The sequence below is a fragment of the Citrobacter sp. TBCS-14 genome, from assembly GCF_005280805.1.
Lineage (GTDB): Bacteria > Pseudomonadota > Gammaproteobacteria > Enterobacterales > Enterobacteriaceae > Citrobacter > Citrobacter gillenii.
Genome location: NZ_SZWM01000476.1, coordinates 107,260 through 123,967, shown reverse-complemented (window position 1 = coordinate 123,967; position 16,708 = coordinate 107,260). Strand labels below are relative to the sequence as shown.

General features: G+C 52.7%; 14 protein-coding genes and 2 pseudogenes. 11 read left to right on the top strand and 5 right to left on the bottom strand.

The annotated features are described in order from the left end of the window. Positions 1-17 precede the first annotated feature (17 nt). From murC to mutT, 10 genes and pseudogenes are all read left to right on the top strand, one after another. Positions 18-1,493 carry a UDP-N-acetylmuramate--L-alanine ligase gene (murC, locus tag FDX22_RS17575; RefSeq protein WP_146717543.1) on the top strand — a complete coding sequence of 492 codons (1,476 nt, stop codon included), beginning with the start codon at positions 18-20 and terminating at the stop codon, positions 1,491-1,493. Beyond that, complete coding sequence (locus tag FDX22_RS17570) at positions 1,486-2,406, top strand: D-alanine--D-alanine ligase (RefSeq protein ID WP_117342314.1); 921 nt, start codon at positions 1,486-1,488, stop codon at positions 2,404-2,406. Before murC ends, FDX22_RS17570 begins: the two co-directional genes overlap by 8 nt. 1 nt (position 2,407) lies before the next feature. After that, a pseudogene (ftsQ, locus tag FDX22_RS30105) lies at positions 2,408-3,055 on the top strand (cell division protein FtsQ); the annotation flags it as partial. 6 nt (positions 3,056-3,061) lie between these two features. Next, positions 3,062-3,469, top strand: a pseudogene (locus FDX22_RS30100) (cell division protein FtsQ/DivIB); the annotation flags it as partial. Further along, entirely contained in the window at positions 3,466-4,728 is a 1,263-nt protein-coding gene (gene ftsA / locus FDX22_RS17560) for a cell division protein FtsA (protein WP_146717541.1), read from the top strand. The pseudogene FDX22_RS30100 and the gene ftsA, both read left to right, overlap by 4 nt. Before the next feature lie 185 nt (positions 4,729-4,913). Continuing rightward, complete coding sequence (ftsZ, locus tag FDX22_RS17555) at positions 4,914-6,065, top strand: cell division protein FtsZ (protein WP_003018753.1); 1,152 nt, start codon at positions 4,914-4,916, stop codon at positions 6,063-6,065. Between the two features lie 100 nt (positions 6,066-6,165). Further along, complete coding sequence (gene lpxC, locus FDX22_RS17550) at positions 6,166-7,083, top strand: UDP-3-O-acyl-N-acetylglucosamine deacetylase (protein WP_045439825.1); 918 nt, start codon at positions 6,166-6,168, stop codon at positions 7,081-7,083. Positions 7,084-7,364: 281 nt separating this feature from the next. After that, a complete protein-coding gene (gene secM, locus FDX22_RS17545) occupies positions 7,365-7,871 on the top strand; it encodes a secA translation cis-regulator SecM (RefSeq protein WP_115259455.1) in 507 nt (168 codons plus the stop codon). Positions 7,872-7,931: 60 nt separating this feature from the next. Then, on the top strand, positions 7,932-10,637 hold the full coding sequence (gene secA, locus FDX22_RS17540; protein WP_115259454.1) for a preprotein translocase subunit SecA: 2,706 nt from the start codon (positions 7,932-7,934) through the stop codon (positions 10,635-10,637). Between the two features lie 56 nt (positions 10,638-10,693). Next, positions 10,694-11,083 carry an 8-oxo-dGTP diphosphatase MutT gene (gene mutT, locus FDX22_RS17535; protein WP_115259453.1) on the top strand — a complete coding sequence of 130 codons (390 nt, stop codon included), beginning with the start codon at positions 10,694-10,696 and terminating at the stop codon, positions 11,081-11,083. Between the two features lie 101 nt (positions 11,084-11,184). Here mutT and yacG read toward each other — a convergent pair whose 3' ends face one another. From yacG to coaE, 3 genes are read right to left on the bottom strand one after another with little or no spacing between them, the layout of a single operon-like run. Beyond that, complete coding sequence (gene yacG / locus FDX22_RS17530; protein ID WP_115259452.1) at positions 11,185-11,379, bottom strand: DNA gyrase inhibitor YacG; 195 nt, start codon at positions 11,377-11,379, stop codon at positions 11,185-11,187. 9 nt (positions 11,380-11,388) lie between these two features. Then, positions 11,389-12,132: a cell division protein ZapD gene (gene zapD, locus FDX22_RS17525; RefSeq protein WP_096758294.1), complete on the bottom strand. Its 744-nt coding sequence runs from the start codon at positions 12,130-12,132 to the stop codon at positions 11,389-11,391. After that, complete coding sequence (gene coaE, locus FDX22_RS17520) at positions 12,132-12,752, bottom strand: dephospho-CoA kinase (protein WP_135912586.1); 621 nt, start codon at positions 12,750-12,752, stop codon at positions 12,132-12,134. Before coaE ends, zapD begins: the two co-directional genes overlap by 1 nt. 225 nt (positions 12,753-12,977) lie before the next feature. Between coaE and FDX22_RS17515 the strand changes: the two genes are divergently transcribed. Continuing rightward, positions 12,978-14,021 (top strand): GMP reductase, encoded by a 1,044-nt coding sequence (locus FDX22_RS17515; protein ID WP_115259449.1) that lies wholly within the window; start codon positions 12,978-12,980, stop codon positions 14,019-14,021. A gap of 109 nt (positions 14,022-14,130) precedes the next feature. Here FDX22_RS17515 and hofC read toward each other — a convergent pair whose 3' ends face one another. Continuing rightward, complete coding sequence (gene hofC / locus FDX22_RS17510; protein ID WP_146717540.1) at positions 14,131-15,333, bottom strand: protein transport protein HofC; 1,203 nt, start codon at positions 15,331-15,333, stop codon at positions 14,131-14,133. Next, complete coding sequence (gspE, locus tag FDX22_RS17505) at positions 15,323-16,708, bottom strand: type II secretion system protein GspE (protein ID WP_146717539.1); 1,386 nt, start codon at positions 16,706-16,708, stop codon at positions 15,323-15,325. The genes hofC and gspE overlap by 11 nt, the downstream gene beginning before the upstream one ends.

Below are 16,708 nucleotides of genomic sequence, written 5' to 3'. Positions count from 1 at the left end.
AAGTTAATGGCTAAAGAATGAATACACAACAATTGGCAAAACTGCGTTCCATCGTGCCCGAAATGCGTCGCGTTCGGCACATTCACTTTGTCGGCATCGGTGGTGCTGGTATGGGTGGTATTGCCGAAGTTTTGGCCAATGAAGGGTATCAGATCAGCGGTTCTGACTTAGCGCCGAATCCGGTCACGCAACAGCTGAGTAATCTGGGCGCGACGATTTTCTTCAACCATCGCCCGGAAAACGTGCGTGATGCGAGCGTGGTGGTGGTGTCCAGCGCCATTTCTGCGGATAACCCGGAAATTGTGGCGGCGCATGAAGCGCGTATTCCGGTGATTCGTCGCGCAGAGATGCTGGCTGAGTTAATGCGTTTTCGTCATGGTATCGCCATTGCCGGGACGCACGGTAAAACCACGACCACCGCGATGGTCTCCAGCATTTACGCAGAAGCAGGGCTGGATCCGACGTTTGTCAACGGTGGGCTGGTGAAGGCGGCGGGCGTACATGCGCGCTTAGGCCATAGCCGTTATTTAATTGCGGAAGCGGATGAGAGCGATGCGTCGTTCCTGCATTTGCAGCCGATGGTGGCGATTGTCACCAATATCGAAGCTGACCACATGGATACCTACCAGGGCGACTTCGAAAATTTAAAGCAGACGTTTATTAATTTCCTGCATAACCTGCCGTTTTATGGTCGTGCAGTGATGTGCGTTGACGATCCGGTGATCCGTGAATTGTTACCGCGCGTCGGTCGTCAGACTACAACCTATGGTTTCAGCGATGATGCTGACGTACGCATAGAAGATTACCAGCAGATTGGCCCGCAGGGTCACTTTACGCTGTTGCGTCAGGGGATGGCCGATCTGCGCGTTACGTTAAATGCGCCAGGCCGTCACAATGCGCTGAACGCGGCAGCCGCGGTTGCGGTAGCGACCGAAGAGGGTATTGAGGACGACGCTATTCTGCGCGCGCTGGAAAGTTTCCAGGGTACTGGGCGTCGTTTTGACTTCCTTGGTGAATTCCCGCTGGATCCCGTCAACGGTAAAGCCGGTAGCGCAATGTTGGTGGATGACTACGGGCATCACCCGACGGAAGTGGATGCCACGATCAAAGCCGCACGTGCGGGCTGGCCGGACAAAAATCTGGTGATGCTGTTTCAGCCGCACCGCTATACGCGTACCCGCGATCTGTACGATGACTTTGCTAACGTCCTGACACAGGTTGACGCGCTGTTGATGCTGGACGTGTATGCCGCAGGTGAAACGCCGATCCCGGGGGCTGACAGCCGTTCGCTGTGCCGTACCATTCGTGGCCGTGGCAAGGTTGACCCGATCCTGGTGTCCGATCCGGCACAGGTGGCTGAAATGCTGGCATCGGTGTTAACGGGTAACGATCTGATTTTGGTGCAGGGCGCTGGAAATATCGGCAAAATCGCGCGTTCCTTAGCTGAAATCAAACTGAAGCCGCAAAACCCGGAGGAAGAGCAACATGGCTGATAAAATCGCGGTCCTGTTGGGCGGAACCTCCGCAGAACGAGAAGTGTCGTTGAATTCAGGCGCAGCGGTGCTAGCCGGTTTACGCGAAGGCGGCGTGGATGCGCACCCGGTTGACCCAAAAGAGGTCGATGTCACGCTTCTGAAATCAATGGGTTTTCAGAAGGTGTTTATTGCGCTGCACGGCCGTGGTGGGGAAGATGGTACCTTGCAGGGCATGCTGGAGTTGATAGGCTTGCCCTATACCGGGAGTGGTGTGATGGCTTCCGCTATCTCAATGGATAAACTGCGCAGCAAGCTGCTGTGGCAGGGGGCAGGGCTACCTGTTGCACCATGGGTGGCGTTGACCCGCGCTGAGTTTGAAAAAGGGCTTAGCGATGAAGTGGTTACGCAGATTTCTGCGTTAGGCTTGCCGCTGATTGTGAAGCCAAGCCGCGAAGGCTCCAGCGTTGGGATGTCAAAAGTTGAAGAAGAAAATGCTTTGCAGGCTGCATTAGCATTGGCTTTTCAGCATGATGAAGAAGTACTGATTGAAAAATGGCTGAGTGGCCCGGAATTTACCGTTGCAATACTTGGTGAAGAAATTTTACCGTCAATACGTATCCAACCGGCCGGAACCTTCTATGATTATGAGGCGAAGTATCTGTCTGATGAGACACAATATTTCTGCCCTGCTGGTCTGGAAGTTGAACAAGAGGCTGCTTTACAGGCGTTAGTCCTGAAAGCATGGACCGCGCTGGGCTGTAAGGGGTGGGGTCGCATTGACGTCATGCTGGACAGTGATGACCAGTTTTATCTGCTGGAAGCGAATACCTCTCCGGGTATGACCAGCCACAGCCTGGTGCCGATGGCGGCACGTCAGGCGGGCCTGAGCTTCTCGCAGTTGGTGGTACGAATTTTGGAGTTGGCGGACTGATATGTCGCAGGCTGCGCTGAACACGCGAAACGGTGATGATGAAGAAGAAGCTCTCTCCTCACGCCGCAACAATGGAACGCGTCTTGCAGGAATTATTTTCCTGCTGACAGTGCTGTGCACCGTGTTTGTCAGCGGCTGGGTAGTGTTGGGATGGATGGAGGATGCGCAGCGTTTGCCGTTGTCAAAACTGGTTTTGACCGGCGAGCGTCACTACACGCGCAACGATGATATTCGTCAGTCCATCCTGGCGCTGGGCGCACCAGGAACCTTTATGACTCAGGATGTCAACATCATCCAGAGTCAGATTGAACGCCTGCCATGGATTAAACAGGCGAGCGTCAGGAAGCAATGGCCTGATGAATTGAAGATTCATCTGGTTGAATATGTGCCAATAGCGCGTTGGAATGATCAGCATATGGTCGATGCAGACGGAAATACGTTCAGCATACCGACGGGTCGCTCCAACAAGCAGGTATTACCGATGTTGTATGGCCCGGAAGGTAGCGCAAGTGAAGTGCTGCAAGGGTTCCGCGATATGGGGCAGGTGCTGGCTAAGGACAGATTCACCCTGAAGGAAGCGGCAATGACCGCGCGTCGTTCCTGGCAGTTGACGCTGAATAACGATATTAAGCTGAATCTGGGCAGGGGCGACNATGGCAATACATTCAGCGTCCCAACCGGTCGGGCCAATAAGCAGGTATTACCCATGTTGTATGGCCCGGAAGGCAGCGCGAGTGAAGTGTTGCAAGGGTTCCGCGATATGGGGCAGGTGCTGGCTAAGGATAGATTCACCCTGAAGGAAGCGGCGATGACCGCTCGTCGTTCCTGGCAGTTAACGCTTAATAACGATATTAAGCTCAATCTTGGCAGGGGCGACACGATAAAACGTTTGGCTCGCTTTGTGGAACTCTACCCGGTTTTACAGCAGCAGGCGCAAACCGATGGCAAAAGGATTAGCTACGTTGATTTGCGTTATGACTCAGGAGCGGCAGTAGGCTGGGTTCCCTTGCCTCCTGAGGAATCTAATCAGCAACAGAATCAGGCACAGGCAGAACAACAATGATCAAGGCGACGGACAGAAAACGGGTAGTTGGACTGGAGATAGGCACCGCGAAGGTAGCCGCTTTAGTAGGGGAAGTTCTGCCCGACGGTATGGTCAATATCATTGGCGTGGGCAGTTGCCCATCGCGAGGTATGGATAAAGGCGGGGTGAATGACCTTGAGTCAGTGGTGAAATGCGTACAGCGCGCCATTGACCAGGCTGAACTGATGGCGGATTGCCAGATTTCCTCGGTGTATCTGGCGCTTTCTGGTAAACATATTAGCTGTCAGAATGAAATTGGTATGGTGCCCATTTCCGAAGAGGAAGTGACACAGGAAGACGTAGAGAACGTGGTGCATACGGCGAAATCCGTACGCGTACGCGATGAGCATCGTGTTCTGCATGTCATTCCGCAGGAATACGCCATTGACTACCAGGAAGGCATTAAAAATCCGGTAGGGCTTTCCGGCGTACGCATGCAGGCTAAAGTGCATCTGATTACCTGCCACAACGACATGGCGAAGAATATTGTTAAAGCTGTTGAACGTTGTGGCCTGAAAGTTGACCAACTCATATTTGCCGGGTTGGCAGCCAGTTATTCTGTCTTGACGGAAGACGAACGTGAGCTGGGTGTCTGCGTAGTCGATATTGGTGGTGGTACAATGGATATCGCCGTTTATACTGGCGGCGCGTTGCGCCACACCAAAGTGATCCCTTACGCAGGGAATGTGGTAACCAGCGATATCGCGTATGCCTTTGGTACGCCGCCGAGCGATGCCGAAGCCATCAAAGTGCGCCATGGCTGCGCGCTGGGATCTATCGTCGGTAAAGATGAAAGCGTTGAGGTGCCAAGCGTGGGCGGTCGTCCGCCGCGCAGTCTGCAGCGTCAGACCCTGGCAGAGGTGATTGAGCCGCGTTATACCGAGCTGCTCAACCTGGTCAACGAAGAGATTTTGCAATTACAGGAACAGCTTCGCCAGCAGGGTGTGAAACATCATCTGGCGGCGGGGATTGTATTAACCGGTGGTGCGGCACAAATTGAAGGCCTTGCGGCCTGCGCTCAACGCGTGTTCCACACGCAGGTGCGAATTGGTGCACCGCTGAACATTACCGGTCTGACAGATTATGCCCAAGAGCCGTATTATTCAACGGCAGTGGGGTTGCTTCACTACGGGAAAGAATCCCATTTGAGTGGTGAGGCTGAAGTTGAAAAACGTGTAACAGCATCGGTTGGATCGTGGATCAAACGACTCAACAGTTGGCTGCGAAAAGAGTTTTAATTTTTATGAGACCGGCAACAATTACGGTCTCAGGCGACAGGCACATACACAACATCATTCAAGTTGCATCGCGGCGGCAACTGAGCGAATCACCTGGAGCATAGTTTACTATGTGACGGGAGTGAGTGAAGGCAGCCAACAAAGAGGCGGCTTGAAGGATGAAGTGTAAAACGGAGAGAGAAACTATGTTTGAACCTATGGAACTAACCAACGACGCGGTGATTAAAGTCATCGGCGTCGGTGGCGGCGGCGGTAATGCCGTTGAACACATGGTGCGCGAGCGCATCGAAGGTGTTGAATTCTTCGCGGTGAATACCGACGCTCAGGCGTTGCGTAAGACTGCGGTTGGACAGACCATTCAGATTGGTAGCGGTATTACCAAAGGTCTGGGCGCGGGTGCAAACCCGGAAGTCGGTCGCAATGCGGCTGATGAAGATCGTGAAGCTCTGCGTGCAGCGCTTGACGGCGCAGACATGGTGTTCATCGCAGCAGGCATGGGTGGCGGTACCGGTACCGGTGCAGCGCCAGTGGTTGCTGAAGTAGCAAAAGATTTAGGTATTCTGACCGTTGCTGTCGTGACTAAGCCTTTCAACTTTGAAGGCAAGAAGCGTATGGCATTCGCGGAGCAGGGTATCACCGAGCTGTCCAAACATGTGGACTCTCTGATCACTATCCCGAACGACAAACTGCTGAAAGTATTGGGTCGCGGTATTTCACTGCTGGACGCGTTTGGCGCAGCGAACGACGTGCTGAAAGGCGCGGTTCAGGGTATCGCTGAGCTGATCACCCGTCCGGGTCTGATGAACGTTGACTTTGCAGACGTACGCACCGTGATGTCCGAAATGGGCTACGCGATGATGGGCTCTGGCGTGGCGAGCGGTGAAGACCGTGCAGAAGAAGCCGCTGAAATGGCGATCTCTTCTCCGCTGCTGGAAGACATCGATCTGTCTGGCGCACGCGGCGTGCTGGTCAACATCACTGCGGGCTTCGACCTGCGTCTGGATGAGTTCGAAACCGTCGGCAACACCATCCGTGCATTTGCTTCGGATAACGCGACCGTGGTTATCGGTACCTCTCTGGACCCGGATATGAACGACGAACTGCGCGTCACCGTGGTGGCCACTGGAATTGGTATGGACAAGCGTCCGGAAATCACCCTGGTGACCAACAAGCAGGTACAGCAGCCGGTAATGGATCGTTACCAGCAGCACGGTATGGCGCCGTTGACGCAAGAGCAGAAACCGGTAGCAAAAGTGGTCAACGACAATACGCCGCAGACCACCAAAGAGCCGGATTATCTGGATATCCCCGCATTCCTGCGTAAGCAAGCTGATTAAGAATTAGCTGGAATTTGGGAATTGTGCCTCTTTGTGCTAAACTGGCCCACCGAATGTATAGTACACTTCGGTTGGATAGGTAATTTGGCGAGATTATACGATGATCAAACAAAGGACTCTTAAACGTATCGTTCAGGCGACTGGCGTCGGTTTGCATACCGGCAAAAAAGTCACCCTGACATTACGCCCTGCGCCGGCCAACACCGGGGTCATCTATCGTCGCACCGACTTGAATCCTCCGGTAGATTTCCCGGCCGATGCCAAATCTGTGCGTGATACCATGCTCTGTACGTGTCTGGTCAATGAGCATGATGTACGGATTTCAACCGTTGAGCACCTCAACGCTGCTCTGGCGGGCTTAGGCATCGATAACATCGTTATTGAGGTTAATGCCCCGGAAATCCCGATCATGGATGGCAGTGCTGCTCCGTTCGTTTACCTGCTGCTTGACGCAGGTATTGAAGAACTGAACTGCGCCAAAAAATTTGTACGCATCAAAGAGACCGTTCGTGTCGAAGATGGCGACAAGTGGGCTGAATTCAAACCGTACAATGGTTTCTCGTTGGACTTTACCATCGACTTTAACCATCCGGCGATTGATTCCAGCACCCAGCGCTATGCGATGAACTTCTCTGCGGATGCGTTTATGCGCCAGATTAGCCGTGCGCGTACTTTCGGCTTCATGCGTGATATCGAATATCTGCAGTCCCGTGGCCTGTGCCTGGGCGGTAGCTTCGATTGTGCCATCGTTGTTGACGATTATCGCGTATTGAACGAAGACGGCCTGCGTTTTGAAGATGAATTCGTTCGTCACAAAATGCTCGACGCGATTGGTGACTTGTTCATGTGTGGTCACAACATTATTGGTGCATTCACCGCGTATAAATCCGGTCATGCATTGAATAATAAATTGTTGCAGGCTGTCCTGGCAAAACAGGAAGCTTGGGAATTTGTGACCTTCCAGGACGATGCAGAACTGCCGCTGGCGTTCAAAGCACCTTCGACCGTACTGGCGTAACGACACCCGTTGTCGCAAAATTCGACTGGTAAATCTGGTACTCTCTCCGGCCAGGTAAGCCAGTCGTTTTTTTTATATACTCACTAACGCAGCCTTTCTCAACGCAAACTTTTCCCTGCCGTAACGTTAAAATAGTGTGCGATCGCTGCTTTGTTGAGCATATTTTCCCATGGCGGGTTGTCATTACTGCTGTGGAGCGGTCGCTTTAATGATAAGATCCGTGCGCAAAAATCGTTTTGAATTTATAACCCCAAATGCAGGGTATATCAGGTGGCAAAAACGTGAGTGGAATACTGACGCGCTGGCGACAGTTAGGCAGACGGTACTTCTGGCCGCATCTCTTATTGGGGATGGTCGCGGCGAGTTTTGGCCTGCCCGCGATCGGTAATGCCGCTGAACCGAATACCCCCGCCAAGGCGACCACCCGTAATCACGATCAATCAGCTAAGGTCAACTTTAGCCAATTGGCGTTGCTGGAGGCGAGCAATCGTCGCCCGAATTTTACCGTCGATTACTGGCATCAGCATGCTATTCGTACGGTTATCCGCCACCTTTCTTTTGCCATGGCTCCTCAGGCGTTACCCGTTGCCGAAGATCCATTGCCGAATCAGGCGCATCATCTTGCTTTACTGAATACGCTCAGCGCGATGCTGACGCAGGAAGGCAACCCGCCGGCGACCGTAAGTCGCGTGACGTATGCCCATTTTACTTCTCAAGCCGCGTTTAGCGTTCCTGTCTGGATAAGCCAGCTGCAGGGGATCCGCGCCGGTCCTCAACGCCTCAGCTAAAAAAAGAACCTTCCAACTATAATTTTTGACTCCGCGCTGCGGGGCGTTTGAGATTTTATTATGCTAATCAAATTATTAACGAAAGTATTCGGTAGTCGTAACGAACGTACACTGCGTCGTATGCGCAAAGTGGTCAACGTCATCAATGCTATGGAACCGGAGATGGAAAAACTCTCCGATGATGAACTGAAAGCGAAGACCGCTGAGTTCCGCGCGCGTCTGGAAAAAGGCGCGACCGTTGAGAGCCTGATCCCTGAAGCATTCGCGGTGGTACGTGAAGCGAGTAAACGCGTATTTGGTATGCGCCACTTCGACGTGCAGCTGCTGGGCGGTATGGTGCTCAACGAGCGCTGCATCGCAGAGATGCGTACCGGTGAAGGTAAAACGTTGACCGCGACGCTGCCGGCATACCTGAACGCGTTAAGCGGTAAAGGCGTACACGTGGTGACCGTCAACGACTATCTGGCACAGCGTGATGCCGAGAATAACCGCCCACTGTTCGAGTTCCTCGGTATGACCGTAGGGATCAACATGTCTGGCCTGCCCGCGCCTGCTAAGCGTGAAGCCTATGCCGCCGATATCACCTACGGTACCAACAACGAATACGGTTTTGACTACCTGCGCGACAACATGGCGTTTAGCCCGGAAGAGCGCGTTCAACGTAAACTGCACTATGCGCTGGTGGATGAAGTTGACTCCATCCTGATCGATGAAGCGCGTACGCCGCTGATCATTTCCGGCCCGGCTGAAGACAGCTCGGAAATGTATAAAAAAGTGAACAAAATCATCCCGCATCTGGTGCGTCAGGAGAAAGACGATTCTGACACCTTCCAGGGCGAAGGCCACTTCTCTGTCGATGAGAAGGCGCGTCAGGTGAACCTGACCGAACGAGGTCTGGTACTGATCGAAGAACTGCTGGTGAATGAAGGCATCATGGATGAAGGCGAGTCACTGTACTCTCCGGGCAACATTATGCTGATGCATCACGTAACCGCCGCGCTGCGCGCGCACGTCCTGTTTACTCGCGATGTTGATTACATTGTGAAAGACGGCGAAGTTATCATTGTCGACGAACACACCGGACGTACCATGCAGGGCCGTCGCTGGTCCGATGGTCTGCACCAGGCTGTTGAAGCGAAAGAAGGCGTGGATATCCAGAATGAAAACCAGACGCTGGCATCCATCACCTTCCAGAACTACTTCCGTTTGTACGAAAAACTGGCCGGTATGACCGGTACAGCGGATACCGAAGCGTTTGAGTTCAGCTCTATCTACAAACTGGATACCGTTGTCGTGCCGACCAACCGTCCGATGATCCGTAAGGATTTACCGGATCTGGTGTACATGACTGAAGCGGAAAAAATTCAGGCTATTATTGAAGATATTAAAGAGCGTACCGCTAACGGTCAGCCGGTGCTGGTGGGGACTATCTCCATCGAAAAATCTGAAGTGGTTTCTAACGAGCTAACCAAAGCCGGTATTAAGCACAACGTGCTGAATGCCAAGTTCCACGCCAACGAAGCGGCGATCGTTGCACAGGCGGGTTATCCGTCAGCCGTGACCATCGCCACCAACATGGCGGGTCGTGGTACGGATATCGTGCTGGGAGGGAGCTGGCAGGCAGAAGTTGCCGAGCTGGAGAACCCGACCGAAGAGCAAATCGCGCAGATTAAAGCCGACTGGCAGGTGCGTCACGACGCGGTATTAGCCTCCGGTGGTTTACACATCATTGGTACCGAACGTCACGAATCTCGTCGTATCGATAACCAGCTGCGTGGTCGTTCTGGCCGTCAGGGGGATGCGGGTTCTTCTCGTTTCTACCTGTCGATGGAAGATGCGTTGATGCGTATTTTTGCCTCTGACCGTGTGTCAGGAATGATGCGTAAACTGGGTATGAAGCCGGGCGAAGCGATCGAGCACCCGTGGGTAACCAAAGCTATCGCCAACGCGCAGCGTAAAGTAGAAAGCCGCAACTTCGATATTCGTAAACAGCTGCTGGAATACGATGACGTTGCCAACGATCAGCGTCGCGCCATCTACACCCAGCGTAACGAACTGCTGGATGTGACTGACGTTAGCGAAACGATTAACAGCATCCGTGAAGACGTCTTCAAAGCTACTATTGATGCCTATATTCCGCCTCAGTCGCTGGAAGAAATGTGGGATATTCCGGGCCTGCAGGAACGTTTGAAAAACGATTTTGACCTCGAGATGCCGATTTCAGAGTGGCTGGATAAAGAACCTGAGCTGCATGAAGAGACGCTGCGTGAACGTATTCTGGCTAACGCCATTGAAGTGTATCAGCGTAAAGAAGAGGTTGTGGGCGCAGAAATGATGCGCCACTTCGAAAAAGGCGTGATGCTGCAAACCCTCGATTCCCTGTGGAAAGAGCACCTGGCAGCAATGGACTACCTGCGTCAGGGTATTCACCTGCGTGGTTATGCGCAGAAAGATCCGAAGCAGGAATACAAGCGTGAATCCTTCTCTATGTTTGCATCGATGCTGGAGTCGCTGAAATATGAAGTGATCAGTACTCTGAGCAAAGTTCAGGTGCGTATGCCTGAAGAAGTCGAAGCAATGGAGCAGCAGCGTCGCGAAGATGCTGAGCGTTTAGCGCAGATGCAGCAACTGAGCCACAAAGATGATGAATCTGCTGTAGCAGAAGAACTTGCTGCGCAGACCGGCGATCGTAAAGTCGGTCGTAACGATCCGTGCCCTTGCGGTTCCGGTAAAAAATTCAAGCAGTGCCATGGTCGATTGAGCTAAGCAAATAACTCACTGAAAAGGCGCAGAATTCTGCGCCTTTTTTATGGATAAACAAAATGAAAATACTGCAAATTGCCGTTGGGATTATTCGTAATCAGCAAAAAGAGATTTTTATTACTCAGCGTGCCGCGGATGCCCACATGGCGAATAAGCTGGAATTCCCCGGTGGCAAAATTGAAGCAGGCGAAACCCCTGAGCAGGCGCTGATTCGAGAGCTACAGGAAGAAGTCGGGATTACACCCGTTCATAGTACGCTGTTCGAAAAGCTGGAGTACGCGTTCCCGGACCGACACATCACGCTGTGGTTCTGGCTGGTCGACAGCTGGGAAGGTGAGCCATGGGGTAAAGAGGGACAACCGGCGCAGTGGGTTGCGCAGTCTGCACTGAATGCAGAGGATTTTCCGCCGGCCAATGAACCGGTGATTAACAAGCTGATTGCGGGATAATGAACGGTATTCGTAGGCCTGATAAGCGCAGCGTCATCCGGCAGAATGACATAAAAATGCCGGATGCGGCGTTGCCTTATCCGGCCTACGCTTTAGCAGAATTACTTCTGCTCTTCACTCCAGTCATCGCTTTCTGATAAGTCGCCGGAGCTGGGAATACGCTTCTCTTCTGCGGCCCATTCGCCCAAATCGATTAACTGACAGCGTTTACAGCAAAATGGGCGAAACGGACTCACGTCCCCCCAGACGACGGGTTTACCACAGGTTGGGCAGTTGACGATGGTTTGTTCAGACATGTTTACTCCTTAACAGCACGCCAGGTCAAAATCGAGGCGTTCTGGTACCTGGCCATTTTCGCTATCCAGCGGCATAAAACGAATGGCAAAACGGCTCTTATGACCGGATATCTGCGGGTAGAGCTGTGAATCAAGCGGCAGATGCAAACGTAGCAAATCCGCATCGTCACCGTTATCCTGGTAAAAACCGTTCAGGCTAGTTTGCTTACGGAACGGTGCCGAATTACGGATTAGATCCAGAACCAGCGTCAGCGCCTGAGTCAGTGGATTCAGGCTGGCAAGCCAGTTTTCAACCTGCGCATCTCGCTGCGACTGAGGCAGATGCAGCCAGATATGCAGAGTTGGCAAATCAAAACTGCAGCATCCACCAGGAATACTTAAACGCTGGCGTACAAGACCAATCAGGCGATCTTCACGTAGCGTTTGTCCAATACGCGGTGCTGAAATCAAAACGCTGCCTGCGCTTTTTAACTGCTGGCGCAGGGCATCTATTCTGCTTTGATCGACGCCGGGAACTTCAACCCAGGCCTGAAGTTTACGCTGTTGTCGTTCCAGTTCCTTGAGGAGTTCGGTACGGACTTCGCCGCGTTCAAATACATCCAATAAATCCCCAATATTTCTAAAAAAATGCAGTGCGCCTGCATAATCGGCAATGGGTAAGTTAACGGAGAGTTGCTGGGTCAGAAACTCAATGCGCAGCCATGTACGCATCTTCTCATTGAGAGGGTGTTCAAAAAGGACCTGGGTGTGCATTACGGTTTTTCCTGTGAGACAAACTGCGACGCGCAGTGCAAATAGCGCGCGTGCAGGCGGGCGACATCCGAGGTGATGGCATCCGGTGCGCCATTATTATCAATAACATCGTCAGCCACGGCAAGACGAGCTTCACGTGTTGCCTGGGCTGCCAAAATTTGTTCAACATGTTCGCGTGTCACATCATCACGCTGCATGGTTCGTCTGAGCTGGGTCTCGGGAGTAACATCCACCACGAGTACGCGATTGGCCTTTTTGTACAGTGAGTTTTCAACCAGCAGGGGGACAACCCATAACAGATAAGGAGATGTCGCTTGCTGAAACTGGCGCTGAGTTTCCTGTTGAATCAGTGGATGGAGCAGGGCGTTCAGCCAGGATTTTTCATCAGGATCGGAAAAAATACGTTCGCGTAAAATTCGCCGTTGCAACGTGCCATCTGCGGCGATGAGTTCACTGCCAAAATGTTCAGCAATCGCGTTAAGGGCAGGCGTACCAGGCTCAACAACTTGACGCGCAATAATATCGGCGTCAATCACGTTTATTCCGAGGTCAGCGAACGCATTGGCAACGGTACTTTTACCACTGCCAATACCGCCAGTTAAGGCTACTGTATACCTCATAGATCCGGATCCTGGAGTTTAAGTTTGATTATCAAACAGTTAAAAGTTAAGCATGCGAAGGCGAGGCTGCTGCAGGATTGACCTACTCTGCGCCAGGTAAATTTATGGGATTGTAGCGTAAAAAAAGAGAATTTCGCAGTCTTGCGCGGTATTGATTAGTGCGTATGATAGCGTCACTGGAGTTGTGAGTTTCGATTTTTCGCCATTAACCCCAGGAATCCGCACATGCGTATCGAAGAAGATCTGAAGTTAGGTTTCAAAGACGTTCTTATCCGCCCTAAGCGTTCTACTCTCAAAAGCCGTTCCGATGTTGAGCTGGAACGTCAATTTACCTTTAAACATTCAGGTCAGAAATGGTCCGGCGTGCCAATCATCGCCGCAAATATGGACACTGTCGGAACGTTTGCCATGGCAACCGCGCTTGCCTCTTTCGACATTCTGACTGCTGTACATAAACACTATTCCGTAGAGGACTGGTCTGCTTTCGTTGCGAATGCATCTGCTGATGTCATCAAACACGTGATGGTTTCGACCGGGACATCTGACACCGATTTCGAAAAAACCAAACAAATTCTGGCGCTGAATCCTGCGCTGAACTTCATTTGCATTGATGTGGCAAATGGCTACTCAGAGCATTTCGTTCAGTTTGTGTCGAAAGCACGCGAAGCATGGCCGACGAAAACAATCTGTGCCGGTAATGTGGTGACCGGTGAAATGTGTGAAGAGCTGGTGCTTTCTGGCGCGGATATCGTCAAAGTCGGCATTGGTCCTGGTTCTGTTTGTACCACACGAGTAAAAACCGGCGTGGGCTATCCGCAGCTGTCAGCGGTTATCGAATGTGCGGATGCTGCACACGGTCTGGGCGGTATGATTGTCAGCGATGGCGGTTGCACGATGCCGGGTGACGTGGCAAAAGCGTTTGGCGGCGGTGCAGACTTCGTCATGCTGGGCGGTATGCTGGCCGGTCACGAAGAAAGCGGCGGTAAAGTGGTGGAAGAGAACGGTGAGAAATTTATGCTGTTCTACGGTATGAGCTCTGAGTCCGCCATGACGCGTCACGTGGGTGGTGTTGCCCAGTACCGTGCAGCTGAAGGTAAAACCGTTAAGCTGCCACTGCGAGGTCCGGTTGAGAATACCGCCCGTGATATCCTCGGCGGTCTGCGTTCTGCCTGCACTTACGTCGGTGCGTCTCGTCTGAAAGAGTTGACCAAACGTACAACCTTTATTCGTGTGCAGGAACAAGAAAACCGTATTTTCAATAGCCTGTAAGAACAAATAGCACGCTGTAAAATGCCTGATGGCGCTCAGCTTATCAGGCCTACGTTCATGATTTTCGTAGGCCGGATAAGGCGTTTACGCCGCCATCCGGCATCTGAATTTACCCCATTCCGCTCATCGCATCTCCCAGATGAAAAATCGGTAAATACATCGCCACTACCAGCGTGCCGATAATTAATCCCGTAATCACAAGCAATGCAGGCTCAAGCAGCGCAGCCAGATTCTCGGCCTGAGACATTGTGTTTTCGCTATGATGCCGGGCCAAATTATGCAACATCGCATCCAGCGAGCCGGAAGCTTCACCGGTTCTCACCAGCTGTAAACACAGTGGACTAAATTCTCCTGCATTTTTCAGCCCTTGCCAGACCGGTTTTCCGGCACTGATGTCTCGGTGTACCTGCGCTAATCGTTGTGACCAGAAAGGGCAGGCGAGTGTTTCCGCTACGCTCTCCAGACCTTGTAGAAAGGGAATTCCCGCGTTTTGCGTCAACGCCAGAACGGTGAAGATCTGCGTGAGTTTTTGGCCCCTGACCAGCGGTCCCATAACCGGACAGCGCAGCAAAAAACGCTGACGCAGAATAAGCCAGGACGGTTTTTGCTGTATCAGGCTATATGTCACCCCCAGCACCAGACCGAGTAATCCGATCATCCATCCCCATCGACTGCTGTAATGGGCAAGGGTCATAATCCCCTGCGTTAACGCCGGTAGCGGGGTGTTGAACGTACGATAGATGGCGGCAAATTCAGGTAGTACAAAGTGCAGCATCGCGATGACGACCATTACCGCCATGGTGAGAATGATGACTGGGTAACGCAGTGCTTTTTTAACTTTATCGGTCAGTTGCTGCTGTTGTGTCTGCTGGCGGGCCAGTTCAAAACAGCAGACGTCCAGTTTGCCGGTAAGCTCTCCGGTGCGAATCATCGCCTGGTAAAGTGGCGGAAAAACGTGTTGCCAACGCGACAGCGAGGCGGACAGTGACATACCTTGTTCCATGTCGTAAGCCAGCGAGCGCAGTAGTGCCTGCCACTGATTGCTGGGATGCTGGTCGGCAAGCAGTGTTAATCCGTCGCAAAGCGTCAACCCTGCTTTCAGTAATGTGGCTAACTGGTGTATGACTTCCGTGCTTTGTTCTCTACGCCAGTGCGAGGTTTTAACACGCATACTCTTAATACGAATTGGCGTAATGTGCAGTTGTTGCAGCGCATAGACCAGCGAGGGGCGATCGTCCGACCATAGCGCACCTTCTGCTGGCTGACCCTGAGCGTTTATGCCTTGCCATCGCCAGAGTTGCTTAACGGGCATGGGGCATGCCCAGTACACGGATGAGCTCTTCAAACGTCGTTAACCCTCTTTCAACCGCCTGACATCCGTTCTCGAAAAGTGAGTTCATTCCCGCCTGATGGGCGCCGGATTCCACTATGTCAGCAGTGGTACCGTTAGCGATGAGCTGGCGTACTGTGGGTGTGATGGGCAGAACTTCAAACAGCGCCGTGCGGCCATAAAATCCCTGATAGCAGTGTTCGCAGCCTGGAGGCTGCCAGCGCGGAAGCGGTGTGGGCCAGAGCGATGCTGGCAGCGTGACCGGGACATCAAGGCGCTGCCGACAATGGGGGCACAGTTTTCTGACTAATCGCTGGGCGATAACCAGCGTCAGCGCGGAGGCGATCATCCATCGGGCGACGCCCATTTGCTGCAGGCGTACCAGTGTTTCACTGGTGGAGTTAGTATGCAGCGTTGAAAGAACCAGATGACCGGTTTGCGCGGCTTTAAGGGCGATCTCTGCTGTTTCACCGTCGCGGATTTCACCCACCATAATAATGTCGGGATCCTGGCGCAGCAGTGCACGTAATACACCCTGAAACGTCAGGCCTGCGCGTGGGTGAATTTGCGTCTGGTTTACCCCGTCAATCGGGATCTCAACCGGATCTTCTACACTACACAGATTCACCTCCGGGGTATTTCGGGTTTGTAGCGCGCTGTAAAGCGTGACTGTTTTGCCACTTCCGGTCGGACCGGTGACCAGAATCAACCCTTGAGGCTGCTGTAAGGCTTGCGCAAAGGCGACCATCTGCGCGTCCTGCATACCCAGCGCGTTAATTTCCAACGCCTGCTCAACCTGATGCAGCAGGCGTAACACCACTTTTTCTCCGTAGCGACAGGGGAGTGTCGCAATGCGAAATGAGATGGGGGCACCTGAAATCTCAACGGTAAATTGCCCATCCTGCGGTAGTCGGTGCTCGGCAATGTCCAGACTGGCCAGCACTTTTAACCTTGCGGTGAGCGCAATACCCCTCTCCGTCAACACCTCCGGTAACGTGTGTAGCACGCCATCTACGCGTAGCCGTATCCGATAGTGATGTTTTGCGGGCTCAATGTGAATATCAGATGCCCGTTTTACCAGCGCGGATTGTAGCGTCTGTGTAAGTAATTCTGCTGCCGTCGCGCTGCTTTCAGGGATGACCGCTGGCAGCATTTGCCGCGGTTTGTGCGCGTGACCTTCCATTTGCTGGCGCGTCCAGCACACGATGTCGATGCGTCTGGTCGTGGCAAAATGCAGTGCATCCAGCAGTTCGTGGGAAGGCGCATCCACGACGGCGATGTGAACCACGTCATTGTCTGCATCCAGTAATATTCCTTGATAGCGTTGGCATAGTGCCGTCAGTTGCGTGGTATTCAT

What these genes read in the sequence shown, in the direction of transcription:
- murC (WP_146717543.1), top strand. Translation starts at nt 18, where the DNA reads ATGAATACACAACAATTGGCAAAACTGCGTTCCATCGTGCCCGAAATG.
- FDX22_RS17570 (WP_117342314.1), top strand. Translation starts at nt 1,486, where the DNA reads ATGGCTGATAAAATCGCGGTCCTGTTGGGCGGAACCTCCGCAGAACGA.
- ftsA (WP_146717541.1), top strand. Translation starts at nt 3,466, where the DNA reads ATGATCAAGGCGACGGACAGAAAACGGGTAGTTGGACTGGAGATAGGC.
- ftsZ (WP_003018753.1), top strand. Translation starts at nt 4,914, where the DNA reads ATGTTTGAACCTATGGAACTAACCAACGACGCGGTGATTAAAGTCATC.
- lpxC (WP_045439825.1), top strand. Translation starts at nt 6,166, where the DNA reads ATGATCAAACAAAGGACTCTTAAACGTATCGTTCAGGCGACTGGCGTC.
- secA (WP_115259454.1), top strand. Translation starts at nt 7,932, where the DNA reads ATGCTAATCAAATTATTAACGAAAGTATTCGGTAGTCGTAACGAACGT.
- mutT (WP_115259453.1), top strand. Translation starts at nt 10,694, where the DNA reads ATGAAAATACTGCAAATTGCCGTTGGGATTATTCGTAATCAGCAAAAA.
- yacG (WP_115259452.1), bottom strand. Translation starts at nt 11,379, where the DNA reads ATGTCTGAACAAACCATCGTCAACTGCCCAACCTGTGGTAAACCCGTC.
- zapD (WP_096758294.1), bottom strand. Translation starts at nt 12,132, where the DNA reads ATGCACACCCAGGTCCTTTTTGAACACCCTCTCAATGAGAAGATGCGT.
- coaE (WP_135912586.1), bottom strand. Translation starts at nt 12,752, where the DNA reads ATGAGGTATACAGTAGCCTTAACTGGCGGTATTGGCAGTGGTAAAAGT.
- FDX22_RS17515 (WP_115259449.1), top strand. Translation starts at nt 12,978, where the DNA reads ATGCGTATCGAAGAAGATCTGAAGTTAGGTTTCAAAGACGTTCTTATC.
- hofC (WP_146717540.1), bottom strand. Translation starts at nt 15,333, where the DNA reads ATGCCCGTTAAGCAACTCTGGCGATGGCAAGGCATAAACGCTCAGGGT.
- gspE (WP_146717539.1), bottom strand. Translation starts at nt 16,708, where the DNA reads ATGAATACCACGCAACTGACGGCACTATGCCAACGCTATCAAGGAATA.